At 61.5% G+C, this 23872-nt stretch carries 18 protein-coding genes and 2 pseudogenes; 10 read left to right on the forward strand and 10 right to left on the reverse strand.

The window, feature by feature from the left end; all coding sequences use genetic code 11:
* Window positions 1-19: 19 nt before the first annotated feature.
* Window positions 20-1099 (reverse strand): helix-turn-helix domain-containing protein, encoded by a 1080-nt coding sequence (locus tag C8J42_RS16880; protein WP_133021004.1) that lies wholly within the window; start codon window positions 1097-1099, stop codon window positions 20-22.
* A gap of 211 nt (window positions 1100-1310) precedes the next feature.
* A complete protein-coding gene (locus tag C8J42_RS16885; RefSeq protein WP_243644550.1) occupies window positions 1311-2144 on the reverse strand; it encodes an alpha/beta hydrolase in 834 nt (277 codons plus the stop codon).
* Window positions 2145-2180: 36 nt separating this feature from the next.
* On the opposite strand from C8J42_RS16885, the gene C8J42_RS16890 reads away from it, so the two are divergent.
* A complete protein-coding gene (locus C8J42_RS16890) occupies window positions 2181-2909 on the forward strand; it encodes a TetR/AcrR family transcriptional regulator (RefSeq protein WP_243644551.1) in 729 nt (242 codons plus the stop codon).
* Window positions 2910-3045: 136 nt separating this feature from the next.
* Here C8J42_RS16890 and C8J42_RS16895 read toward each other — a convergent pair whose 3' ends face one another.
* From C8J42_RS16895 to C8J42_RS16915, 4 genes and pseudogenes are all read right to left on the reverse strand, one after another.
* A complete protein-coding gene (locus tag C8J42_RS16895; RefSeq protein ID WP_133021007.1) occupies window positions 3046-3612 on the reverse strand; it encodes a recombinase family protein in 567 nt (188 codons plus the stop codon).
* A gap of 30 nt (window positions 3613-3642) precedes the next feature.
* Window positions 3643-4044, reverse strand: a complete 402-nt coding sequence (locus tag C8J42_RS16900) for a CPBP family intramembrane glutamic endopeptidase (protein ID WP_133021008.1) — start codon at window positions 4042-4044, stop codon at window positions 3643-3645.
* A 64-nt stretch (window positions 4045-4108) separates the two neighbouring features.
* Window positions 4109-4552 (reverse strand): annotated as a pseudogene (locus tag C8J42_RS16905) (IS481 family transposase); the annotation flags it as partial.
* Window positions 4553-4943: 391 nt separating this feature from the next.
* On the reverse strand, window positions 4944-5843 hold the full coding sequence (locus tag C8J42_RS16915; RefSeq protein WP_133021009.1) for an SDR family NAD(P)-dependent oxidoreductase: 900 nt from the start codon (window positions 5841-5843) through the stop codon (window positions 4944-4946).
* 96 nt (window positions 5844-5939) lie between these two features.
* Between C8J42_RS16915 and C8J42_RS16920 the strand changes: the two genes are divergently transcribed.
* Window positions 5940-6605, forward strand: a complete 666-nt coding sequence (locus C8J42_RS16920) for a TetR family transcriptional regulator (RefSeq protein WP_133021010.1) — start codon at window positions 5940-5942, stop codon at window positions 6603-6605.
* Between the two features lie 122 nt (window positions 6606-6727).
* Window positions 6728-7056, forward strand: a pseudogene (locus C8J42_RS20510) (integrase core domain-containing protein); the annotation flags it as partial.
* A gap of 293 nt (window positions 7057-7349) precedes the next feature.
* Here C8J42_RS20510 and C8J42_RS16930 read toward each other — a convergent pair.
* Window positions 7350-7739 (reverse strand): MipA/OmpV family protein, encoded by a 390-nt coding sequence (locus C8J42_RS16930; protein ID WP_133021012.1) that lies wholly within the window; start codon window positions 7737-7739, stop codon window positions 7350-7352.
* 353 nt (window positions 7740-8092) lie between these two features.
* Window positions 8093-10342, reverse strand: a complete 2250-nt coding sequence (locus tag C8J42_RS16935) for a TonB-dependent receptor (RefSeq protein ID WP_243644554.1) — start codon at window positions 10340-10342, stop codon at window positions 8093-8095.
* A 69-nt stretch (window positions 10343-10411) separates the two neighbouring features.
* Here C8J42_RS16935 and C8J42_RS16940 point away from each other — a divergent pair, with 69 nt between their 5' ends.
* From C8J42_RS16940 to C8J42_RS16960, 5 genes are all read left to right on the forward strand, one after another.
* Complete coding sequence (locus tag C8J42_RS16940) at window positions 10412-12229, forward strand: M14 family metallopeptidase (protein ID WP_133021067.1); 1818 nt, start codon at window positions 10412-10414, stop codon at window positions 12227-12229.
* A gap of 240 nt (window positions 12230-12469) precedes the next feature.
* Window positions 12470-13210, forward strand: a complete 741-nt coding sequence (locus C8J42_RS16945) for an ATP-binding cassette domain-containing protein (RefSeq protein ID WP_133021013.1) — start codon at window positions 12470-12472, stop codon at window positions 13208-13210.
* Window positions 13207-14646 (forward strand): DUF3526 domain-containing protein, encoded by a 1440-nt coding sequence (locus C8J42_RS16950; RefSeq protein ID WP_133021014.1) that lies wholly within the window; start codon window positions 13207-13209, stop codon window positions 14644-14646. Before C8J42_RS16945 ends, C8J42_RS16950 begins: the two co-directional genes overlap by 4 nt.
* Window positions 14643-15935, forward strand: coding sequence for a DUF3526 domain-containing protein (locus tag C8J42_RS16955; protein WP_133021015.1), 1293 nt, complete (start codon window positions 14643-14645; stop codon window positions 15933-15935). Before C8J42_RS16950 ends, C8J42_RS16955 begins: the two co-directional genes overlap by 4 nt.
* 160 nt (window positions 15936-16095) lie before the next feature.
* Window positions 16096-18669 carry a TonB-dependent receptor gene (locus tag C8J42_RS16960; protein WP_133021068.1) on the forward strand — a complete coding sequence of 858 codons (2574 nt, stop codon included), beginning with the start codon at window positions 16096-16098 and terminating at the stop codon, window positions 18667-18669.
* A gap of 112 nt (window positions 18670-18781) precedes the next feature.
* Here the strand turns inward: C8J42_RS16960 and C8J42_RS16965 are convergent, their stop codons facing one another.
* Entirely contained in the window at window positions 18782-20077 is a 1296-nt protein-coding gene (locus C8J42_RS16965) for an acetamidase/formamidase family protein (RefSeq protein ID WP_133021016.1), read from the reverse strand.
* Window positions 20078-20169: 92 nt separating this feature from the next.
* On the opposite strand from C8J42_RS16965, the gene C8J42_RS16970 reads away from it, so the two are divergent.
* Window positions 20170-21624 (forward strand): LytTR family DNA-binding domain-containing protein, encoded by a 1455-nt coding sequence (locus C8J42_RS16970; RefSeq protein ID WP_207897162.1) that lies wholly within the window; start codon window positions 20170-20172, stop codon window positions 21622-21624.
* A gap of 209 nt (window positions 21625-21833) precedes the next feature.
* Here C8J42_RS16970 and C8J42_RS16975 read toward each other — a convergent pair whose 3' ends face one another.
* The gene (locus tag C8J42_RS16975) at window positions 21834-22697 is read right to left on the reverse strand and encodes a LysR family transcriptional regulator (protein WP_133021017.1); all 864 of its coding nucleotides are present in this window, start codon (window positions 22695-22697) and stop codon (window positions 21834-21836) included.
* A gap of 111 nt (window positions 22698-22808) precedes the next feature.
* On the opposite strand from C8J42_RS16975, the gene bla reads away from it, so the two are divergent.
* A complete protein-coding gene (gene bla, locus C8J42_RS16980; RefSeq protein ID WP_133021018.1) occupies window positions 22809-23660 on the forward strand; it encodes a subclass B3 metallo-beta-lactamase in 852 nt (283 codons plus the stop codon).
* Window positions 23661-23872: the final 212 nt, after the last annotated feature.

The raw sequence follows: 23872 nt of genomic DNA on the forward strand, positions 1-23872 counted from the left end.
GAGCCGATGCCGATGCCGGTCAGGTGTTGCGCTGCAAATCCGGGCGTTCCGCGTCATTTTTAACGGTTGGGACGCGACGATAGGTCGAAGGCGTGACGCCGAACCGCTCCTTAAAGACGCGGTTGAAGGTCGCCTTCGATCCGAAGCCGGCATCGATCGCGAGCGTCAGGATATCGCCATCGGTGCCGTCCCGCAGGCGGGCGGCGACATGCTCGACGCGCAGCCCGTTGATCGCTTCGGCGAACCCCAGCCCCAGCCCCTCGTTGAGGCCGCGGGACAGATAGGCGGTGTTGGTCCCTAGCCTGCGGGCCAGCTCGGCAAGATCGAGGTCCGGATCGCGCCACCATCCATGCGCTTCGATCCGGTCCATCCACCCGGCTGCGATCGGCCGCCAGTCGCGCTCGATCGGTTCCACGATCGGCTGCGGTCGGACGTCCGCCTGCCGCCAGCCCTCGATCGCCAAGTAATTGCCGACGACTGCCAGCACGACGTAGAAACCGAACATATCGAAGTAAGAGAGCGGCGCGATCAACGTATCAGCGATCAGGTATCCCGTCCGCACCGTCACGATCGCGGCGTAGGCGATCAGCACGGCCCGCACGCGCCTTGCCGCGGCGAGGTCGGATCGGCGCGCCACGAGCCAGCCTCGATGCCGGCGCAGCGCACGCAGAGCTGCAACGGCATATCCGACCATCGACGCGAGCAGCAGCGCCGCTAGGATTGGATCAAGCCAGGGGCGTTGCACCTGTCGGTCGAACGCGTCGCGCAGATCGAGCGGCAGGCAGAAAGCGACAGCCTGATAAGCGAACTGAGCCACCGGTAACGCGGCGTGCCAACGGGGTATCGGGCGGTCGAAGATCAGGGCGTTCAAGTGCGCGTAGAGCAATGGCCCCATCGCCAGAGGAACGGCGAACGGCGCGAACGAAAGCCACGGCCATCGATCGTAGAAACCTGCATAGCCGATAGTGAACGGCGTCAGCACGCCGCACAGGACGATCAGCAACGCTCCGAGAGAGCGTCGAGCCATCCCGCCCTGCCCGATGATGGCAGCCGCCAGCACAAGCATTTGTGCCTCGAACAGACCGAGGATGAGGGACATGTGACCGATGCTCACATGACCATCAGCCCCGCCCCACCGACAACGTCAATGGGTGATCGAGGTGGATAGGCTATCGGCACCGGCCTTCTCGATTCACCTGTCAAAAACGGCTTTTGGTAAGCCGCTGCCGTTCTCACTCAACCTTCCCTTAGGAGAACGCGTTGGCGGTCCTGATCGGGAAGCTCATGCTACCGGCTCGGAGGCTGGCCGGTTAACGTGACGCGTTGTTCGGGGACACCGTTCCAAGAAACCCAACCAGTGCGGCATTGAACGCCTCCGGCGCCTCAAGCTGTGGCCAATGGCCCACGCCGGGCAATGCGACGAAGCCGCACAGTTCGGGTAGCGTTTCACGAAGCGAATCCTCTGTCGGACTGCGCACGGCGTTCAGGCCGTCCGCCTCACCGGTGAGAAAGAAGCTCGGCTGCGCGATCACGCAGTTCGCGAAAGCGCGGCTGGCGACCGCGTAGAAAGTGTCGATCGCTCGGTAGTAGTTCAACGGTCCATGAAAGCCCGTCCGGCCAAACACCTCCACCATCTCATCGACATAGGCGGGATCGATGGTCGTGGGAGCGCCTGGCGCGGGGCGGAGCATGTGCCGCGCAGGATCGAACGGATCCCATCGTTCGTCTGCCGGCGGTTCTCCCGACAGCCAGTAGAGGCTCGCCGGGATGCTATGCGCTGCGTCCGCCCATTTGGCATCTGCCCCGGCGGTCATCTGGTCGAACATGTAGAAGCCATCGGCACCTGCGCCGCGCAGCTGGTCGAGAAAGCTCAAACCGCCAGGCTGGATGAAAGGCACGCTGGCCCCGAATACCGCTGCGATCCGGTCAGGACGCATCATCGCCGCGTTCCAGGCGACGTTCGCGCCGAAATCATGCCCGACCAGGATCGCGCGGCCGATCCGAAAGTGATCGAGCACCGCGATCACGTCGCCGACCGTGTGGAACGGCGTATACAGGTCGCTGTCATCCGGAGCATCGCTGTCGCCATAGCCACGCATATCGAGCGCGATGGCACGGAAGCCGGCGTCGGCGGTCGCATGCATAGCCCGGCGCCAACTCGCCCATGTCGCCGGAAAGCCGTGGCAGAAGATGACGGCGGGGCCGCTTCCCTGCTCAACGACATGGATACGGATACCACGGGCATCGATGAGATGGTGATCGGGAGTGTTCATGATCCACTTACTCACACGCTCAATGCCGATGGTCAATACGATCGTATTAAGCTAGAAGGCGGCATGACATCTCCTTCCGCACCCACGCAGCGCGAACTTCTGGTGGCGACCGGGGCCCGCATATTTCACGAGCGCGGCTATACCGCGACCGGCGTACGTCAGGTCGCAGCGGCCGCGCATGTTCCACTGGGGTCTTTCACAAACCACTTCCGATCCAAGGAAGGGTTCGCCTTCGCCGTGCTGGAGCATTATGTCCGTCGGCTCGACCAGATCATGCAGGCGACGTTGAACGATCCGTCTTGCCCGCCGGTCCGGCGCATCGAGGCATATTTTGATGCCATTGAGCATGCGCTTGACGACCATGACTGGGGCGTTGGCTGTTTGATCCCGGATCTGGCGACCGAGGTGCCGGCCTATAGCGAGTTACTTCGCGGTGCCTTGGCCCGAGTACTCGAGCGACAGACTACCGCCTTCACCACCGTATTGCGGCAGCTCGTGGAACCGGATGAAGCCGACGACCTCGCCGCGGTGCTGCTCGCTGCGTGGCATGGAACCCTGCTTCGCATGAAGGTGGAACGTTCGGGTGCGCCAGTCGCCCGGTTCAGGCGGATACTCGGACGCCTTCTTCTCGCCTAATGGTGTCGCCATCGCTCTTGCCAACCCCACGCTTTGCTAACGAAGGGTCAGGGATCAGCTACGGGTAGCGGCGGGCCACCTTTCCCAAATCATCATCCCAAACGACAAAATTCGCGATCGATAGCATCGAGCTGGATCAGTCGTCGGATGGCTCGCTCGCCGGGCAATGGCGATAGAACGTCGACAGGCCGACTTGCAGCAGCTTTGCGATCTTAGCCGGTTTGTCCCCTGCGGCGAGCAACTTGCGCGCGGTGTCGATCTTCTCGGCCGTCATCGCTGGTTTGCGGCCCCCACCCGTTCCGCCCCTCGCCCGAGCTGCTGCCAAACCGGCAATCGTGCGCTCTTTTATCAACTCTCTCTCCATCTCGGCAACCGAGGCGAGGATATGGAACAGGAGCCGACCGGAAGGGGTGGCGGTGTCGAAGCCGTCGGTCAGGGATCGGAAATCTACCTTTCGTGCCGAGAGGCCCGCTGCCAGTTCGATAAGGCCCCGAATGGAACGACCGAGCCGGTCGAGCTTCCAGATTATGAGCGTGTCTCCCGCACGCGCGAAGTGCAACGCTTCCGTAAGACCCGGCCGATCAGTTCTCGCGCCGCTCGCCTTGTCGGTAAACAGCCTTTCGCAGCCTGCCTTCGTCAGCGCCTCGATCTGCAAAGTCAGATCCTGGTCGGTGGTCGATACGCGGGCGTAGCCGATCAACATGTTCGTCGGTTCCGATGTCGCCCCATGATCTCACTGCGTACGAGCCGGTTTCGTGGATCGACGCCTGCGTGCTACGGCCAGCAGTGCAGCCGTTGCAGCGGTGGCAACAGCGAAATGCACCGTGCCCGCCTCGGCGGACCAGCGGCTGGTCCACAAGCGCTGGTCAAACGCGACGCCCCCAACAGCATTCACCAGCCCGTGCAGCCAGATGCACGGGATCAGGCTACCTCCGCCTATGAGCCATACCCGCGACATGACAAACGACAGGCCAATGATCCCCGCGGTGTAGAGCGGGACATAGGTCAGGAAGGGAACCCCGCTTCGCCAGTCAGCGAACATGGCCATGATAGGCAGGTGCCACAGCGCCCAAATGATTCCGATGATAAGCGAGGCGCGCGCCTCGCTGCCCTGCTTCAGGAGGCGAGGCAACAAATAGCCGCGCCAGCCGCCTCGATGCCGACGAACAGGTAGAGCCCTTCGACGAGCTCAGGAGAGCCTTGCCTTCGGCTGTCTGAACCTCGGCGATATCCATGTGAAAGGAGCCGATCGGGTAGCGCTTGAAGCGCTGTCGCTTTGGCTTGTCGCCCTCGATATCCGGCAGACGGGATATGCAGTGCCGCTGCAGGCAGCGGTGCAGCGCTGACCGTGTCAGATGCGGGATCGACGGCTGCAACGCATAGAGACAATCGTCGAGCGGCAGGAGTGTGTGGCGTCGGAATGCGACGACCGCTGCCTCCTCGGCTTGGGTCAAGGTCGTGGAGTGAGGGGCCTTCGGCCCGGTCTTCAAATCCTCGACCGTCGCTCGCTTTCGCCATTTCGCCACCGTCTTGGGGTTGATCCCAAGCTCCCGGCTCAGCGTCGAGAGCGAAGCTTGTGATCGCTGTCTTGCTGCTCGGACGGCGTGCGTGGTCGTGGCGCTCCCGTGACGTACCTGTCCCATATGGCTTCCTTCCATTCCAACGAAAGGATCGCACCATCAAACCGTGGGATCAAACACTTAGCCACGGTTCAAACCACGGTGCTTGCACTGTGGCTAACATCTCAACTCAGACCGTCACCCGCCAGATGCCCTTCACCGGATGCATACAGTCATTCTGGGCAGAATGCTGTTGCAAAAGTCACCCGCTTCAGGCGGATTTTTGTGGTCGATATTTGCGACACCGATTTGAGCGTGACTTCAATTCGCAGTATTTCCAGTGAAAAGTCAGGAATTTGGGGCAACGCCTTGTCGCATTTGGGGTGGCAAGTCGCCCGTCCGCTTTCAGATGGTCGCCGAAAGCGAACGGTGTTTGTCGGCAAAATTGGGGCCGAAAAGCCGAGCTCACCGGTTATTACAGAGGAAATGTTACGCCGGTAAGTTCTTCGGAGACCTTCCAGAGGCGCCGCTGAGTGGCTTGGTCGTGAGAATCTCGACTGGAGACGACCAGCTTGGGATATCCCCTAATCTCACTCCAGCCGCCTGGGCCGTAGTACTGGCCGCCCTTAGCGGCCGGATCAGTGGCGGCGCGCAAGGTGGGTAAGGCTCCAATTTCGGCCGTTTGGGTGGTCAGGGGCGCAAAAAGAGTGGCGAGCGACCGAAGCGGAGCGGGCAAGTGGCGGACAAGTTCGGTATTTGACAGGCCAGGATGGGAAGCCACCGCGAGCGTGGTGCCAGTCGTTGCGAGCCGGCGCTGCAGTTCGTAGGTGAAGAGCAGATTGGCAAGCTTGGACTGGCCGTAGGCGGCAACGCGGTTGTATGACCGCTCCCACTGCAAGTCGTCGAAGTGGATGGCGGCCCGCATGCGGTGACCGATGCTGCTCACCGTAATGATGCGGGAGCCCGGCACGGGGAGGAGCCGGTCCAGCAACAGGCCGGTAAAGGCGAAGTGGCCGAGATGGTTTGTCCCGAACTGAAGCTCAAAGCCGTCAATAGTGGTCTTCCTAGGCGTGTACATCACACCGGCATTGTTGATCAGAAGGTCGATACGTTGATGGGACGTGCGCAACTCGGCCGCCGCGGACCGGATCGAAGCCAGCGATCCCAAGTCGAGCGCCTGAACGCTGACTTTCCCTTTGATACGGGCCGCTGCCCGCTTGCCTTTTTCGACATCGCGGACGGCCAGGACCACCTCTGCCCCGTGCTCAGCGAGCATGCGCGCAGTCTCGAAGCCCAGCCCCGTATTGGCGCCGGTCACAACTGCTAGCCGGCCGTTTTGCTGGGGGATGCACTGTTCAGTCCAGTTGTCGGCCATGACGATCTCCTATAAATTCACTGGTCTGTTATTTGCGATGTAAAGAACCGCCGGTCTGATGTCAATAGACCGGCGGTCTTTAATGGAGGTGAAGTCATGACATTCCGACGGGCGCGAAACGAGGAACAACGGGAAATTCGTCGCCGCGCGATCCTGAGCACTGCAGCGGCAATGCTCGACGAGATGCCTTTGGCAGCCGTGAGTCTTAACGAGCTTAGTAGGCGTGTGGGCTTGGCCAAGTCGAACGTCTTGCGATATTTTGAATCCCGCGAGGCCGTGCTGCTCGAGTTACTGGAAGACTTCATGGTGCGTTGGCTGGACGAGCTAGCTGTCGCGTTGGCGAGCGGCCTGGAGGCGCATGCGGCGCCAGAAGTGCGAGCGGGTCAGCTGGCCGATATTCTCAGCCGATCCCTATCAGCGCGGGTGGTACTTTGCGATCTCTTCGGCGCACAGGGGGGCGTTTTGGAGCACAACGTCTCGGTCGACGTGGTCAAGCGGCACAAGCGCTCCTTGCTGATCGCGCTTGCGTCCATGACGGAGCTTGTGCGGTGCCATCTGCCCGAACTTGGCGATGGCGCGCAGTCGTTTTGCCTGATCGGTCTTCTCACGGCGGGGGCGCTGTCGTCCCACGTGCCGCCGCCTCCCGGTCTTCTTGCCGCCTATGCGGAGGAGCCCGAACTCAAGGTGCTCCATATGGAACTGGATGAGGCGCTACGGGTCGCTTTCACTTCGGCGCTACTGGGGGGGCTACCGCGAGCGTGAGCCTATGGATTGTGAACGCCGTCTCAGCAATCCCGTCGGTGGTGAGCCAATGACCGCTCTAAAATTTGATCCGCCACATGCCATCTGTTGTTTCGTTTAGTATTCACGTCCGCTCTTGGGCGCTAAGCGATCTAATAGCCGAACGCGGCGTGCCCAAGATGATCGTCAAAGACAACGGGACCGAGCTGACCTTGAATGCGGTGCTGGCGTGTTCGGAGGATGTTGGCGTGGAGTGGCACTATATCGCGCCGACAAGCCGACGCAGAACAGGTTCGTCGTGAGCTTCAATCGTCGCATGCGCGACGAGCTGCTCGACGAGACGCCGTTCTTTACGGTTCGCCAGGCGCGCTCGATCCTCGCGAGCTGGGTCAATGAATACAACACCGAGCGGCCACACTCCTCGCTGGGCTACGCCATAACGGCGGAGTTCACGGCTGATCTCGAAAAGCAACGGGTGGGTTTAAACCAGCCCGTTGCTTCGCCCGCGCTCCTGCGCGACGACCACGGTCGGTCTCTGATTGCCGCTGGATTAAAGAATGGGGTCACATCACCGCCAACCCCTTCTTTTGCAGAATATCAATGACATTCTTTCACCCTGAGCCGTCCGTGGTCCCACCATGCACCAGCACGACATTAATTGCACCGACCTTAGTAGATCAAGTTGCCAATCCAGCACCTCAGCCTTTCGTGCGGATAAGGCTACAAGCTTTTCTCGAACAAAATCGATCTCGAAATCGTAGAAAGCTATGCTAAGGCAAATGCCGAAGACAGGCGGAATGAAGACAAAAACTGGCCAAGCCGACTTATGGAGCCACACCTTTTACTTTTAATCGTTTTGGCTGGCGTACCGGTGCTGGTATATTGCGTATTATCCTCCGCACTTAGAACAGAATAAGTGCTGCTTGGCGCAGCCCGTTCCTCGACGAAGCCTCCCACCTCAACAGTTGCATCAACGTCGTCGAGGCCGCGTAGCGTGTCGCCCCCGCCTGCAATGAGGAACGGCGATCCCCCGCGCTCCTTATCCCGCCCAAAGCGAAGCTTGGCGGGCGATTCTGCCTTCCACCAGTCGTGGTGCACCACTTTCCAGCCCAAACCGTCAGGAATTGAGGCAAAGATCACATCCTTGTAGTTGATCCGCCGGTAAGGCGGTTCAGATGACGCGAAACACCTCTTTGTCGCCTAGTTAAGATTGCGACTGAGTTTTTCGCACTTCAAACCACTGAACGGGCATAAGGGAGATGGCTACGGCGCGGCCACAAAAAGCCGTAAGTGGCGTAAGCGATCGTTTGTTCACCTCAAGCTGGGCAAGTACGGCTCCAAATCCGGTTATGGATGCCCATAGAAGGCCAATTCCGCAACAGGCATTATGACACTAGGTTCTGACACCGTGACCCCGCAAAAGCCGCGTATCGTAGGCAGTGTCAAGCCGTTCGGTTCTGACGCCACCATATGTTAACACCTACACGCGCAAGCCATACAGGGGGCCATCAGATCTTGAAGCCGGCGCGCACGAGAAACTGACGCGGCGCACCAGGCTGAATCCACACGCGCGAATAGCTGCTAGACGAGTAGTCCCGATCGAACAGGTTAGTAACCTCGCCTGAGATCCGGACAGTGTCGGTCATGTCGATGGCGGCGTGGAGCCTTACCGTTGTGTAAGTCGGCAGCTTGAAGAACGAACCGTCCGGAAAACGGTACCCGGTCTCGCCAAGCCGCTGACCCGCATAGTTGACGCCGCCACCGATCGTCAGCGTGCGATCGCCCAAGGTAAAGTCCTTGAACAGCAGCGCGGAGCCGCTGGTTTTCGGAATGTTTATGAGCGGATCGCCAATACGCAGTTGGTAACCGAAATTGGGATCCGATGCCGCGGCTCTAACTTCCGCATCGAGATAGGCGAAGGTTACAGCTAGCCGCAGATCGGCAGGCAGCGACAGGTCCGCATCGAACTCGATACCCCGACTGCGCGCCTTGCCCAGTGCGCGGGAGAATCCGGGATTGGTCGGATCGGCGGTCAGCACATTTTCCTTGTCGAGCTGGAACAGTGCAATCGTTCCAGTCAGCCGCTCCCCAAAGGCGGCGAACTTGGCGCCCACTTCATAGCTTTGCGTATATTCGGGCTGGAACAACGTGGCGGCGCCGCGCGTGTCAGGTGCGCCCGTGCCGGCATTCGCCCGAAAGCCGCGGGCATAGCTGGCGTAAAGGGTCAACGGTACACCCACGACATAGGCGATACCGACCTGCGGGCTAAAACGCTGCTGCACCTGCCGTGCGGCGAGCGCTGGTACGCCGGCCGCGCTGCGGATGCGGAAATCGACTTGCTGTTCCAGATGATCGTAGCGACCGCCGAGGCGTACCTTCAGTGCGTCGGTAACATCGATCTGGTCCTGGAGATACAGTCCCCAACTCCACTGCCGCTCGCGTTGATCGGTGAACGGCACGAGTGAGGGCAAATTGCCATAAACGGGTGCAAAGACGTTGATCGCGTTCGCACCGGCAAGCTGGGCAGGCGTCGCCGACGCACTCAGTGCGTTCGCACCGGTGCCGGGACGGAACCGGTCCTGACGGGTGGCCAGGTCAAACTCGTCGTAATCAGCACCGAACAGCAGGTGATGTCGGATGCTACCAGTGTCGAGGTGCCCGCTCAGTTCAGCGCGGAACACTAGATTCTTGGTGTCATAGTTTCGGAACCGCCGCTGGCGCGACAGGATCGGCGTCGTCGCAACGGCAGCGTTGCTAAAATAGGGCTGACGCCCGTCGACATTCTCGGGATCGCTGGAGAAACCCTCAAGGCTGGTGTTGCGATAGGAGCCACCGAGCAGCAGCGACCAGCGCTTGCTGAAGTCATGCTGGAGCTGCACCTGATGGCCCAATGCATCGACGACGATGTCGCCGTCGCCTGGCTCCCCAAGAAAGAGCCCGCGTGGCAGGCCCTGCGGATCGCCGTTAACGGCCGCGATGCCGCGATCGAACGGCGCTTCCTGGCGCACATATTCCAGTTCGTAGGACAGCCGAGTGTCGCGATCGAGCGCGGCCAGGACGGACGGCGTCACCGTATACTTCTTGAAATGCACAAAATCGCGGAAGCTGTCGCCCTCATCATAGGCGCCGGTCACACGCAGCGCGACACTGCCAGCGATCGGCGCGTTGATATCCGCCTCGCCCCGGAACCGATCGAAGCTCCCATAGGCCGCGGTCACGCCCGCCGCGAAGCGATCGAACTGCGGCTTCTTGGTAACGATGTTGATCGCGCCGCCCGGTTCGCCGCGGCCGAATAGCGCCGAAGACGGGCCTTTCAGGATCTCGATCCGCTCGACATTCGATGTGTCGCGGATGCCGCCATAGCCGCGCGAGGCGGGAAAGCCGTTGAGCAGGTAACTGCTCGCGGTATTATCATCGCCCGCAAAGCCGCGAATAGCGAAACTGTCGAAGAACCCGCCGAAATTGTTCTGACGCGAAACACCGCTGGCGAAATCGAGAGCGTCATCGAGCCGGGTGATCCCGGCATCGGCGAGCTTCTCGGCGGACAGAACCTGCACGCTCTGGGGCAGTTCGCGCAAGGGCACGTCGCCGCGATACTGCTGGCGCAGGCCAGTCACGGTGATGTCAGCATTGCCGTCGGCCGCTTCGGTCGCCCCGGCCTGATCGTCGGGGATCGCCTTCGCGGCTTGTGCTGCCGCGCGATCTGCCGTCAGCAGCGCTGCCCCTGTCAGTAGCATCATCTTCCATTGCGTCGCCACGTTATCCCCCTTCGTGGAACTAATCGGCAGCTCTTGCTGCTGCGCAGCAAATCATGCAAGAGGAAAGATATGTTATCTCATCGTGTTCTCTTCGGATCCTCGCGTGGAACTTGCCGCTTCGCCCTCCTGCTCTCCACAGTGTTGCTGCCGCTCTCGTCGCCTGCGCACACGCAAGCAGTTGATGTTCAAAGCGTTCTGCCCCCTGTATTGCCTTGGTCGGGAGCGAGCGAGCGACTGATCGTGGGCGCGGACGACCCCTGGATCACGCCGGCCGAACGTGCCGGTTTCCAAACCACTCCCACCTATGCCGAGACACGAGCCTGGCTCAAAAGGCTCGTCAAAGCATCGCCGCTTTTGAAAATGGAGACGTTTGGTAGAAGCGGCGAAGGACGTGATCTCCTGATGGTCCGAGCGCACAAGGGTGCCGCGCGCAAGCCGGTCGTGCTTGTCCAAGGGGGCATTCATTCCGGCGAGATCGACGGCAAGGACGCCGGACTGATGTTGCTGCGGGACATAGCATTGCGCGGCAAGGACGGCCTCCTTGATCGCGTCGATCTGGTGTTCGTGCCGATCTACAACGTCGATGGGCACGAGCAGCGCAGCGCGTACAATTTCGTGCATGTGCGCGGGCCGGTGCAAAAGGGTACCGATGCCAACGCACGCAACATCGATCTGAACCGCGACTATGCCAAGGCGGACGCGCCCGAAACGCGCGCGATGATCGGGCTGATCCGCTCGCTTGACCCGATCCTCTACATTGACTGCCATGTCAGCGAAGGCTTCGACATGCAGTATGACGTGACCTATACCTATGCGGGGTGGGGGACGTATGCGCGCCATCGCGCGACCGCCGACTGGCTTCAGACGCGGTTCGGTCCGGCGGTGTCCAGCGCGCTGACCGCGTCCGGCCACACGCCGATCATATACCCCAGCCCGATTGATACGCGGAATCCGACCCGCGGAATCCGCTACAGCCCCGAAGGGCCGCGCTATTCCACCGGCTATGGCGATTTCATCGGCATGCCGACGGTGCTGGTCGAGAACCACATGCTTAAGCCCTATCGGCAGCGCGTGCTCGGCACCTATGTGCTCCTGGAAGAGGCGTTAAGGGTCGCGGCACGCGACGCGAAGCAAATCGCGGCTGCCAAGGCTGCGGACCGGGCAAGCCGCCCGGCGACACTGATGACGAAGTGGAAACCGCGAGAAACGCCGATCGGGTGGGTCGAGAATTTCAAGGGAGTTGCGCTCGAATGGTATCGATCGCCCGCGACCGGGCGGCTGGAACAGCGCTGGCTGGGTCGGCCCGTTACCTGGCGCATGCCGATCATCGGGCAGGAGCCGACTGAAACGCTGCGGCTACCCACCGCCTGGTGGGTGCCGCCTGCACAGACGGAGGTGATCGACCGGCTGCGACTGCACGGTATCGGCTTCGAGGTGCTTCCCGCGCCGCGGGCGATGACGCTCGATCGCACCACTTTGCTCGACCCGAAGTTGAAAGCGCCGAGTGAAGGCCGCGTGCCGGTAGAAACGCGGCTTGTTCACGCTTCCGTCCGCGAGACAATGCCAGCCGGCAGCCTGCGCGTGCCAGCCGACCAGCCGCTGGGGCTGCTCGCCGCGTCGCTGCTGGAGCCGGAAAGCCAGGACTCGTTCCTCGCCTGGGGCTTCTTTCCCGAGGTAGTGGCAGGGGCGCAAGTGGCGGAAGCGTTCGTGTCGGCGCCGCTGGCCGAAGCGATGCTCGCGGCCGACACAACGCTGCGTACGGCATTCGAATCGAAGCTCGCTGCCAAGCCGGAATTTGCCGCCGATCCGCAAGCGCGGCTGACCTGGTTCGCGGAGCGGCTACCGAACAGTCAGGTGCGCGTCTATCCCGTCCGCTGTGAGGAGTGACCGCGGTATCGCTTCCCAAAGGTGCGGAAGTCGCTTGCTGGCTTGCCAGGGCCACAACCACTGGTTCTGGCACCAGAGCGATAAAGAACCTGTCGAACGAATAGTTCAACAAGGGATAGTCGTCAGAAGCGCTGACCCGCGTGTCGCGCGCTCCCAGCCCCCTTTCTCACCATGCGATGTTGCAACGCAGTAACAACGCCGTATGATACGCTATATCATGTCGCTTGCAGATTGAGGCCTATGCCCGATAACAACGGTAACCCTATCGCCATTCACGAACTGGCACTTGCCTACGGCAACCATCGCGTTCTCGACGGTCTTTCGCTTACCGTTCCCGCCAGCAGCATCACGGCGTTGCTGGGCGGCAACGGAGCGGGCAAGTCCACCACCTTGTCCGCTCTGCTTGGCTTTGTGCGCGCCGATGCGGGACAGATCGCAGTCTGCGGCATCGATCCAGGGGCTGACGCTGACGCGGCACGCCGACGCATTGCCTATCTCCCCGAGAACGTCGCGCTGTACGAGCATCTGAGCGCGGTTGAAAATGCCAATTACCTGTTGGCACTTGCCGATCAACGTCAGGACCGAGGAACGATCACCGCTGCGCTGGCTGCTGCCGGATTGCAGGACCGGGCGTGGGACCAGCGGCTGGGCGGCTTCTCCAAGGGGATGCGGCAGAAGGTTGCGATTGCGGTGGCGCTGCTGCGCGAAGTGCCGGTGCTGCTGCTCGACGAGCCGACCTCTGGTCTCGACCCGCGCGCAACCGCCGACTTCAACGCGCTGCTCTTGAAAGTGCGCGACCGTGGCACCGCGGTGCTTATGGTAACGCACGACCTCTTATCCGCGGCCGATGTCGCCGACCGCATAGCCTTCCTTGAACAGGGCCGGATCGTCGAGGATGTCACGGCGACCGGATCTGAACGGTTCGATATTCGGGCCCTGCACGCCCGGTTCCAGGTCGGCATAGGGACCCGTGCGGCATGAGTGCGATCCACCTGATCGCGCGTGACGAACTTCGGTTGATGGCACGCAACCGCGTCGCGGTGATCGCGCTTGTTCTGCTCGTCCTGCTGACCCTGGCGGCTGTACTCAGTTCATGGTCGCACCAGCGGGCCATTGCCGAGCTGCGCACGCGGCATCAGCAGGTGGCCGCTGCGGCGTTCAAGGCTCAACCTGATCGCCACCCGCACCGCATGGTCCATTACGGCACCTTCATCTATCGACCGCTGGGGGCGTTGGCCGCGTTCGATCCCGGTGTCGATGCCTTCACGGGCAACAGCATGTTTCTCGAAGGCCACCGCCAGAACAGCGCCAATTTCGGCGACGTCCGGCAAAGCTCGCTGCTGGTGCGTTTTGGGCAACTGACCCCAGCCTTCGTGCTCCAGGTCGTAGCGCCGCTACTGCTGATCTTTCTGGGCTTCGGCGTGTTGGCGCGCGAGACCGAGCGAGGGACGCTGCAGCTGCTGATGTTACAGGGCGTGTCGCGCGGACAGCTGGTGCGTGGCAAGCTTGCCGCGCTCGGGATCGTGGCCGTAATCGTCGAATTGCCGGCGATGGTCGGTTTTGTCGCAGTCGTCGCGCAACCCGGCACGCTGGCGTTACCAATGGCGGCCATCGGGCTTGGCTATGCGCTGTATCTCGCACTGTGGGTCGTCCTGATCCTGCTCGCGTCGAGCTTTGCCCGACGCGGGCGCGATGCCCTCCTTGCACTGCTGGCAATATGGACGGTCGCGGTCGTGCTGCTGCCGCGCATCGCCCCCGACATTGCGGGGGCCGCGGTGCCTCTCCAGAACCGTCTTCAGACAGATGTCGCGATTGCGCGCGACCTGCGCCAGCTGGGCGACAGTCACAATCCCGACGATCCGCATCTGGCGGCCTTCAAGCAGTCGGTCCTGCAACGCTACGGCGTAACCCGGGTCGAGGATCTGCCCGTGAACTACAAGGGCTTGCTGGCAATGGAGGGGGAGCGGCTGACCTCCGGCCTGTTCGATCGCTATGCAGGTGCCAGCTTCGCAGCGCAGACCGCTCAGAACCGGTTGGTCGATGCGATCGGTGTGCTGAGCCCGACGATCGCGATCCGCGCGCTGTCGATGGCCGCGGCGAACACCGACTTTGCCGGACATCGCCGTTTCCTCGAACAGGCGGAGACGTATCGCTACGCCCTTGTGCAACGTCTCAACCGGATGGAGGCGAGAAATGTCAGCTACGCCGACGATATAGCGGAGGATGCGGGCGCCGATCGCCGCAAGCGGATCGCAGCGGACAATTGGCAACATATGCCTGAATTCGCCTTCGTTGCGCCAAGCGCTGCGTCGCTTGCAACCTCAGCACTGCCCGGGATCATTATTCTGGGACTGTGGCTGGCGGTCGCCACGCTGCTGCTCACACGGGTGACCCGTCGTCTGGGAGCCCGTCAATGACCTTATGGATGCATGAACTACGCCTGTTGCTCCGTGCGCGACTAAGCGTCGTGGCACTGATCCTGCTGGCGATACTCACCGCCGCTGCCGTCACCGCAGGCATGGTGGAAATCTCCCGGCAGCGCACCGCGATCGCCGCAATCCCGGCCGCGCAATCCGAAGATATTGCGGCCGTTGCCGACTATGTCGATCGGACCAAGGACGCGGGCAGTGCGGGCTATTACAGCTTCCACCCAACCTGGGACGCACCGTCCCCCCTGGCCTTCGCCGCACTCGGGATGCGCGACGTCTCGCCTTACATCCTGCGAGTCCGGGCGTTGGGGCTGGAAGCGCAGATCTATGATGGCGACGTCTTCAATCCTGAACTCGCTTTGCCAGGCCGGTTCGATTTTGCGTTCGTCCTCGTCTTCCTCGCGCCGTTATTCGTGGTCGCGTTGTTCCATGATCTGACGTCCGGAGAACGCGAGGCGGGGCGGCTGCGGATGCTGGATGCTCTACCGCGGGGCGGCGCAACGCTGCTGCGGCGACGTATGCTGCTGCGTATCGCGCTGTTATGGGCGGCGCTTGCCGTGCCCTTCCTCGTTGCCGCGGTAGCGTCCGGTGTTGGGGGCGCAGCCATCCTGGCGGTTCTCGCCGTGATCCTCGCCTATCTCCTGTTCTGGATGGCGCTCGCCGCACTGGTCGCGGGTCTCCGCTGGAGCTCGGTCGCAAACGCTGCCACGCTGGCAGCGTGCTGGCTTGTACTGGTGGTCGTCCTGCCGACACTGGCGCACGTCGCAATAAATCGCGCCGTGCCGATCGGTCAGGGCGCAGAGATCGCGCTTGCCCAGCGCGAGATGGTCAACCGCGCCTGGGACATTCCTCGCGAAACGACGATGCGCCGCTTCTATGCCGGTCATCCCGAATGGGCGGACTCTGCCCCGCTTGGGTCGGCCTTCCATTACAAATGGTATTTCGCCTTCCATCAGGTCGGGGATGAAAGCGTCGCGACCAAGGTCCGTGCTTATCGAAGCGGGTTGGAACGCCGCGATGCCGCTGCGCGCATGCTTGGGTGGGTGCTGCCTTCGGTGAGAGTACAGGCTTTACTGACCCGGCTGGCTGACACCGACGTTCGCGCACAGCTGGCATATCAGGACCGAGTGCGTGCCTTCCACGCCAGGCTGCGCAATTTCTACTACGGGTATCTGTTTCGCGACCGGCCGTTTGGCAGAGCCGACTTTGGCCGAGCACCGAGCTTTACCGCTCGAATAAATGCCGCGGGTGGATCAGGCGAGGCCGCTGACCAGTGACGATACCACTTCTCCACGGTGGTAATCGCTAACCCGGCGCTACCAGGCCTTCCGCTCTTCAAAAAAGCGGCCATTGGCAACCCGCCAAACATAATAAGATAACATCACCTAAGGGATCTACATGCGATCATTCGCGATAGCGCTTGCTGCCACCGCTGCGATGCCGATGCCTGCGTTGGCGCAGGAGGTCGTTCGGGAAGCCGACGCAGTCGAAGACGACGATGAGGCCGGCGAGATCATCGTTACCGGCAGTCGTTTTGGTGGCCGCACGGCAACGCAATCGTCGACGCCAGTGGACGCCATATCGCGTGAGGCTCTGCAACAGAGCGGGCGTGTCGATCTCATCCAGATGCTGAAGGTTCAGGTGCCGAGCTTCAGCGCCCCGCGACCGCTGGCATCAGGTGTCGGCGATTTCATCCAGCCACCTTCCCTGCGCGGACTAGGGGCCGGCGAACTGCTCGTGCTGGTCAATGGCAAACGTCGCCACACAACGGCCGACCTCAATTCGAGCAACGGCATCGGTCGCGGCGATGTCGCGGTTGATTTCAACGCCATCCCGACCCTTGCCATGTCGAGGATCGAAGTGCTGCGCGATGGTGCTGCCGCCCAATACGGCTCGGACGCGATCTCGGGGGTGATCAACATGATCCTCGACCGCTCGCTCGGCACCATCGCGCAGGCGGGCTATGTGCAGACTACGAAAGGCGACGGCGACACCTACGAGGCAAGTGCCTCCACAGGCATCCCGCTCGGAGCGAACGGCGTCCTGCGCCTGACCGCGGCTTACCAAGATCGGGATGGCACCAATCGTGCGCGGGCGGATACGCGGCAGCAGTATTTCGGGACGAACGCCGCTGGTCGGCCAGTCGCGCCTTCTGGCAATTATGGCTCCGGTGTTGGACTGACACCATCGAATGGGACGCTCGACCCGCGGGAAGCCGGGTTCGACCGGAACGTATTCCAGCAGGGCGATCAGCCAAACCGAAACTACCAGCTCTTCTACAACCTCGTCGCGCCCCTGCCAGGGGGGACCGAACTTTACAGCTTTGGTGGGTACAATCGCCTCGATGGCGACATCCAGTATTTCTTCCGCCGTCCTGGACAGGACGAGACGGTACGCGCGCTCTACCCGGACGGTTACAGCCCAGGCCTCGACACTAGGCTGGAGAATATCTCCACCGCGATCGGTCTGCGTGGAGACGACCTGGCGGGGTTCGGTTGGGACCTGTCGACCGTGTATGGCGTCAGCACCGTCCGCACGACTTACGTCGACAGCGTCAACGTATCCTTGGGAGCTGCCTCCCCGTCACGCTTTTACCGTGGCGGTAGCGACTTTTATCAATGGACCTCGAACCTCGATTTCACGCGAGAGATCCCGGTCGGTGACGATCAGCCGTTCAGACTGGCTTTCGGCGCCGAGTATCGCGAGGAAGCCTACCGTCTTTTCTCGGGGGCGCCCGATGGCTATCGCAATGGCGGGGTATTGATCCCGGATGGGCCCAACTCCGGTCGTCCGGGGCCGATAGGTTCGCAACCCGGACCAAGCAACGGACCCGATGATCGTGCGTCGATCGCTCGCGATAGCGTCGCGATCTATGGCGAAGTGGAAAAGCAGTTTTTCGGCCGGCTGCTGCTATCAGGTGCGGCCAGGCACGAACGTTATTCCGACTTCGGCAGTACCACGAATTTCAAGGCTGCCGGGCGGCTCGGTCTGTTCGGCGGGCTTGCGCTGCGAAGCTCTTACAACACCGGCTTTCGCGCGCCTGCGCTGGCACAGTCCGGCTATAACGCATCGAATACGCTGATCCTCAACGGCGCCCAGGCGATCGTACGAGTGGCGGCAGTCGACAATCCTGCAGCGCGGCTTGCAGGCGCGACTGACCTGAAACCTGAACAGTCACGCAACGTATCTATCGGTACCGTCTTCGAGGCCGGCGGATTTACAGCGACGCTCGATGCCTACCGTATCAAGGTGCGTGACCGCATCGCCATTTCATCGACCTTTCAGGACGCCCGCCTGACCAACTATCTGGCCGCCAATGGCCAGTCTGGCTTCGCTGCGTTGTCGTTCCTGACCAACGCGGTCGACACGGAGACAAAGGGCATCGATCTGGTCATGAACTACCGACATCGCTTTGGAGACGGAAGCCGGATCACGGCCACGCTTGCGGGCAATTACAACAAGACGACGTTCGACAGGATCGCGGGCACCCCGGCGCCGATCGCGGCACTGGGCATCACCACGCCGCTCTTTGACCTCACCCAGCAACTTCGCTTTTCGGACAGCCTACCGCGCGACAAGATCACACTGGATCTGAACTATGCGCGGGGACCGTTCACGTTGTCGCTCACCAACACCCGGTATGGGCGCGTCGCGACGGTAGCGTTGCTTAATCGTACGCCGGCCCAAGTCGCAGCATTGGTTCAGGGCTATGACGTTCGCTTGGTTCCCTCGACGGGTAGTGCGGCGAACTCAGACATCGTCCAGCGCTTTGGTGCCAAGATTCTGACGGATATCGATGTTGGCTGGCAGGCAACCCGTGCGTTTAGGCTGAGCGTGGGAGCGCAGAACGTCTTTGACATTTATCCGGACGAGAACATTGCTTCAACGGTCTCCAGCGTCGCGACCGGGACCAATGGCGCCGACAATGCCGGCACCCAGCCTTACAACGCTGTTTCCCCCTTCGGATTTAACGGTCGATCTATATTCATGCGCGGCAGTTATAGCTTTTAACACAAAAACCTGTTGCGCAGCCCGCCTAAACGCCGAGTGACACGCTATATGGCTACCACGCATCAGGGCTCGGGATGGCCGGCGGTAATAAGTCGGCAACAAATCCGTTCCGCTATTTGGCAGCGGGCAAAAACGCTTTGTCGATCCGGGCAGCGACACCAACGCTGCGACCCGCAAGGTTGGGCACGCTGTATCGCACCGCGGTTCCCAGCACCTGCGCCGCCTGCGACAGCGTCATGCCATAGTCTTGGCGGAGCCACTGGATCATGCCGGTGCTGGCGGACTTCAAGGCCTCGTCGATTGCCCCCCCCTGTCCCAGCACCATGATCTGCGTCGGGGACTCGACACGGGGCATGGATACGGCGCGGCCCTTTATGACCTCGACGGTGACGGTCACGTCCATTGAGGTTTCGAGCGCATATTGCGTTGTCTCGCCGTCGCCTTGGAGGGCGTGCGCATCGCCGAAGTAGAGCAAGGCCCCGGGCTGCTGGACGGGAAGGTAGACGATGTTGCCCTCCGCCACCTCAGGGAAGTCCATGTTGCCGCCGAAGCGCCCCGTGTCGCCCGTTGAGATCGCAGGCAACCCGAACCCCGGTGCGACAGCGAGCCCGCCGAGCATCGGCCTGACGGGTACCGAGTAACCGGCAAGCGCACCGTCGGCCTTTTCGGGGCGGGCACGGCCAGCTTCACGATCGAGAAGCCACTTGACCGGCGCACCGAGCTTTCCCGCCTCCGGCACCAGCGACGTGCCCAACGCGCGCCCGACGACTGCATCGAGACTGTCGGCCCAGTTGCGGTTGAGCTTCAGCTTGCGAATGTGGACAGCCAGCGTGTCCCCGGGCTGCGCACCGGCGACGAAGAAGGGGCCGGTCTGCGGGTTTCCGAACAGCGCACGTGTCTTGCCCTGCTCGTCCACCCCGCCTGAGTCGATCGTCGTGGTGTGGATCGTATCGCCCGGCCAGACCACCAGGACCGGGCGGCGATCAGCATTCCAGCTATTGGAGTAGTCACTTGGTACGAACTCGACGGTGCGGGGGCCACCGCTGCCTTGCTCGGGGACACGCCATCCCGTTACCGCGTGGGAAGCGCGGGCAGCGGGATCGTTGGTATCAGGCATGTCGGCGATTCCCGTCAGCTCAGAACCCCGCAAGCGCAAGTTGTAGGTCGATACACGGCCCTTTTCGTCCGTCGCCGTCAGCGTCATCCTGTCGCGTCCTCCTTTACCGGCGATCCGATCGCCGTCCAGATCGCCACTTATGTCGTTGCCGGCATGACCGATGGTGAGGGTGGAGAAGGTCGGATTGCCCCACAGGTCAGTGCGGACGATCCAACTTTCCGCCGCAGCAGGCATGGTGAGGATTGGAGAAGTGATGGAGAGAAGTAGGGCAGCGAGGCGGGAAGGCGACATGCGGCATACTCTTTGTTGTGTTTATTGGCCCGGCACGTTCCATCGTCGGCGACAAGATGAAACACCCGATCGGTGAACACCCGACCTGATCGGTGAACGACGATCCCGGCCATGCTAGTGTCGTTGCGATGACAGCCTGTCGCGCTCTTGCCCTGTTGATCGCGCTGTGCGTCGGCTACCCTTCATGGGCAACCGCGACATTGGGCTGGCAGCTGTGCGAAGGCGGGCGGGCCGTGCAGTGTCGAGCCGTCACTCCAGAGTATATCGATCTAAGCTCTACCCTCACAATCCTCACAACGGTTGTCCACGTCCCGCCCAACGAGTTCGGCGATCCGCTTTCGGTTGAGATCGACGCGATGGCGAGTTCGGAGGTTCGCTGGAACGGGGTCGCTATTGGACGGAACGGCGTGCCGGGCACGGTTCGGGCGGACGAAGTGCCGGGTCGCTACAGCGTCAGCCTGGACGTGCCGCCCGCCTCGATCCGCCCTGGCGACAACCGGGTAACGATCCTCTTGTCGTCGCACCATCTGTGGCTCCCGGTCGGACGCCCCGTCCACCGGATTGCCATCGGGCCCCGACAGGATGCCGATGCCTATACGGTTCGCCATTATCTATGGACGCTGGCGACGCTGGCGCTTCCAGCCTGTGTCCTATTGGCGCTGATGGTGTTCATGTCCGTCGGGAGGATCGGGCGGGCGGGGCTTCCAATGCTGGCGGTCCTGGCCGCGGTCATCGCGCAGGGATTGATCGAGACCAGCAAGCTGGTAATCCTCTACACCTATCCCTGGCACCTCAGTCGTATGGTCTCGTTGATCGGCCTGACGGCGATCGTCGGCCTGCTACTGGTAGGATTTGCGAGCCGCGTGTTCATGAATGCGCGTGCCATCGTTGTCGTCGCCACTGGCATGGCGATGATTGTGGCATGTCTGATCGTGCGTGGCCTGGACCAGCAGTCGCTCGCCGTCTTCGAGGTCGCCATGCTGGCAGTCGCTGGAGTCGCGTTGCCGGCTGCGGCTCGACGTGATCGACGGGCGATCCTTCTTGCACCGGTGGCAGTGTCGTTGGCAGCTTGTGCGCATATCGTCGGCCCCGACTTTCTCGATGCAGGCTATTACGTCGCGGCCGCCGGTGCCTCGGTCGCTCTCGGGCTAGCGGCAATCCTCCGACCGGGGCCGGTCGAAGAGGTGCCGGTCGCCGTCCCTGCCGTCGAGCCGACCGTGACCCTGCGCGACGGTGCCCGCCACCATGTGATTTCACCCTCGCGCATGGTGTTTCTCGAAGCGGACGATGATTACTGCATCCTGCATACGGACGATGGGCGGGAAGTGGTGGTGACGATGACACTAAAGGCGGTACTCGCTCTTCTCACCGCTGATTTTGTTCGAATTCACCGTAGCCATGCCATCAATATCCGTCATCTGCTCGAGACGCGGGCCGGGGGGAATGGCCGCCTTGCCGAACTTTCGGGCGGCATCGTTCTACCGATCGGACGGGTCTACGCGGCCAAGCTTCAGGCAATCACCGAAGCGGTGGTAAAGTCGGCGTGATCTAAATCTCGGGAGGTTGCCTCACCGGCAAACATTCCAAAACTGGACTTGGACAGATATCAAAAGGTCAGTCGCGTTTGAAACTCGGTCAATTCCAGGAACACGAGGCCTTCTCGCCTGCCTTTCCCTTTTCGAAACACACCGGCCACCCACTGATATTCAAAGTAGCAAAACTTCTGCAGCAGCTATTCGATGGAATGGATATTGATCTAGGTCTGACTAACTAACCAATCGCGGAAGCACTGCATCGCCGGGTCAACCTTTCGCGAATGCAGCCGTGTTAACCAGTAGTTTCCGATATCGACTTCTATAACGAAAGGCTGGATTAGGCGCTCTGCGGCAATCTCCCGCTGAAACATGGTGGCAGGTGCGAGCGCGACGCCAAACCCGGCCATCGCCGCGCTCGCCATCGACACAGAACTATCGAACATCGGACCGCGTGAGGTCGGCGCAGGACTACCTGCGATCTCGAACCATGCTGCCCATTCGTCGGATCGATACGAACGTAGCAACGTCTCGCGATGGAGGTCCGGTGGTATTCGAAGACGTCTCGCTATCGAAGGGGTGCACAGCGGTGTTAGCGGCGCTTTCAAAATTGGTTCGGCATAAGTGCCGTGCCACGCGCCCTTGCCGAAGCGAATTGCGTAGTGGAGCGCCTCGCCGGCAAGATCGACACGGTTGTTGTTGATCGAAACGCACAGGGCGATGTGCGGATGGCTGGTCGTGAAGCCTTCGAGCCGTTCGATCAGCCATCCGGTTGCGAACGTGCCCACAACGCCGATATTCAGGGTATATTGGAAGCGCCCCTCGGCGAAGCGATCAAGCGTTGCCCCAACCTGATCGAACGCTTCCGCAAGTACGGGGACCAAACCTTGCCCGTCGTTCGTCAGCGCCAACCCCCGTGGCAGTCGGTGGAATAGCCGTGTGCCAAGCCGCTGTTCGAGCTGGGCAACCTGATGGCTGACCGCTCCCTGGCTAACGCGCAACTCGATGGCGGCGCGCGTGAAGTTCAGGTGACGGGCGGATGCCTCGAAGGCTCGAAGGGCGTTGAGGGGAAGCTGCGCGCGATCCATTACCAACCATTAATTATACTAATGACTCTGTCGAGATATGATCCTTTGTCGGGATCGTCCTCTGGCCTCATGATCGGGAGGAAAGGGGAACGAACGATGATTTCAAGAACGATGCTGATGGCCGCAGCCGCCCTCTCTGGACCGGTATCGAGCCAAGTACCCGATGACCCGCTGACCAAGCCATTGGCGGTAGAACGCGAGGCCGAGTGGTTAGCGCCGGTCAATCCGGTGCGCGTCTTCGGCAAAACCTATCTGGTCGGCTTTGGCGGTCTCAACATAGCGATGATCGATACTGGTGCCGGCCTGATCTTGGTCGACGCAGGGTTGCCGCAGGCGGAACCGAGGATTCTCGCTAACGTTGCCGAACTCGGCTTTCGTCCACGAGACATCAAATACATTCTCAGTACCGAACCACATTTCGATCATGCTGGCGGACTTGCGGCACTGGTCCGCGACACTGGTGCGACGGTGATTGCGAGCCCCCGAGCCGCGCAAGCCCTGCGCACTGGACGGTTGGCTAGCGACGATCCCCAGCTTGCTTACGACTCGCGTTTCCCTCCGTTGCAAAACGTGCGCGTTATCGCAAACGCAGAGAAGCTGCGACTTGGTGATACCACCGTCATCGCCCGCGCGACGCCAGGACATACGGCCGGCAGCATGAGCTGGGCATGGCGCTCATGCGAGGCTGCGAAGTGCCGCAGCATCGTATTTGGCTCCAGCCTCAACCCCGTCGCGGCCAAGGGATACCGCTACTCATCGCCAGCGGGCCAGACCGTCGTCGCGAGCTTTCGCCGCGCCTACGCCACCATGAACACTTTGCCGTGTGACATCCTGATAACGGCTCATGTAGAGCAAAGCGGTAGCAACGGTCGGTTCGCCACGACCCCCGACCCTTGCCGTACCTATGTCCGCGCGTCGCAGCGTGCACTGGCCGCTCGCCTCAAAACAGAACGCCGCAAGTAACAGATCAAACCTATTAATCCGCTGATTGAAGGTTCCCGTTCTTGTCGACTGCGTCAAAGGCAGATTCTTAAAAGATCAGCCTTTCGAACATGACGGCTTACAGGGTCCAGTAATAACCGATCAAGGCAAGACAGCATTTAGGAGACGGGCGGGCTAGTGTTATTACCAATGTGTATCGGATGCCCGCTGACGGTGCGGGGGACCGATCGACG

It is taken from the genome of Sphingomonas sp. PP-CE-1A-559, from assembly GCF_004340965.1.
In the GTDB taxonomy this organism is placed as follows: Bacteria; Pseudomonadota; Alphaproteobacteria; order Sphingomonadales; family Sphingomonadaceae; genus Sphingomonas.

Excerpts from the sequence above, each read along its gene's own strand:
- C8J42_RS16880 (WP_133021004.1), bottom strand. The coding sequence starts at position 1,099 with ATGTCCCTCATCCTCGGTCTGTTCGAGGCACAAATGCTTGTGCTGGCG.
- C8J42_RS16885 (WP_243644550.1), bottom strand. The coding sequence starts at position 2,144 with ATGCATGCGACCGCCGACGCCGGCTTCCGTGCCATCGCGCTCGATATG.
- C8J42_RS16895 (WP_133021007.1), bottom strand. The coding sequence starts at position 3,612 with ATGTTGATCGGCTACGCCCGCGTATCGACCACCGACCAGGATCTGACT.
- C8J42_RS16915 (WP_133021009.1), bottom strand. The coding sequence starts at position 5,843 with ATGGCCGACAACTGGACTGAACAGTGCATCCCCCAGCAAAACGGCCGG.
- C8J42_RS16920 (WP_133021010.1), top strand. The coding sequence starts at position 5,940 with ATGACATTCCGACGGGCGCGAAACGAGGAACAACGGGAAATTCGTCGC.
- C8J42_RS16940 (WP_133021067.1), top strand. The coding sequence starts at position 10,412 with ATGTTATCTCATCGTGTTCTCTTCGGATCCTCGCGTGGAACTTGCCGC.
- C8J42_RS16945 (WP_133021013.1), top strand. The coding sequence starts at position 12,470 with ATGCCCGATAACAACGGTAACCCTATCGCCATTCACGAACTGGCACTT.
- C8J42_RS16950 (WP_133021014.1), top strand. The coding sequence starts at position 13,207 with ATGAGTGCGATCCACCTGATCGCGCGTGACGAACTTCGGTTGATGGCA.
- C8J42_RS16955 (WP_133021015.1), top strand. The coding sequence starts at position 14,643 with ATGACCTTATGGATGCATGAACTACGCCTGTTGCTCCGTGCGCGACTA.
- C8J42_RS16960 (WP_133021068.1), top strand. The coding sequence starts at position 16,096 with ATGCCGATGCCTGCGTTGGCGCAGGAGGTCGTTCGGGAAGCCGACGCA.
- C8J42_RS16965 (WP_133021016.1), bottom strand. The coding sequence starts at position 20,077 with ATGTCGCCTTCCCGCCTCGCTGCCCTACTTCTCTCCATCACTTCTCCA.
- C8J42_RS16975 (WP_133021017.1), bottom strand. The coding sequence starts at position 22,697 with ATGGATCGCGCGCAGCTTCCCCTCAACGCCCTTCGAGCCTTCGAGGCA.
- bla (WP_133021018.1), top strand. The coding sequence starts at position 22,809 with ATGCTGATGGCCGCAGCCGCCCTCTCTGGACCGGTATCGAGCCAAGTA.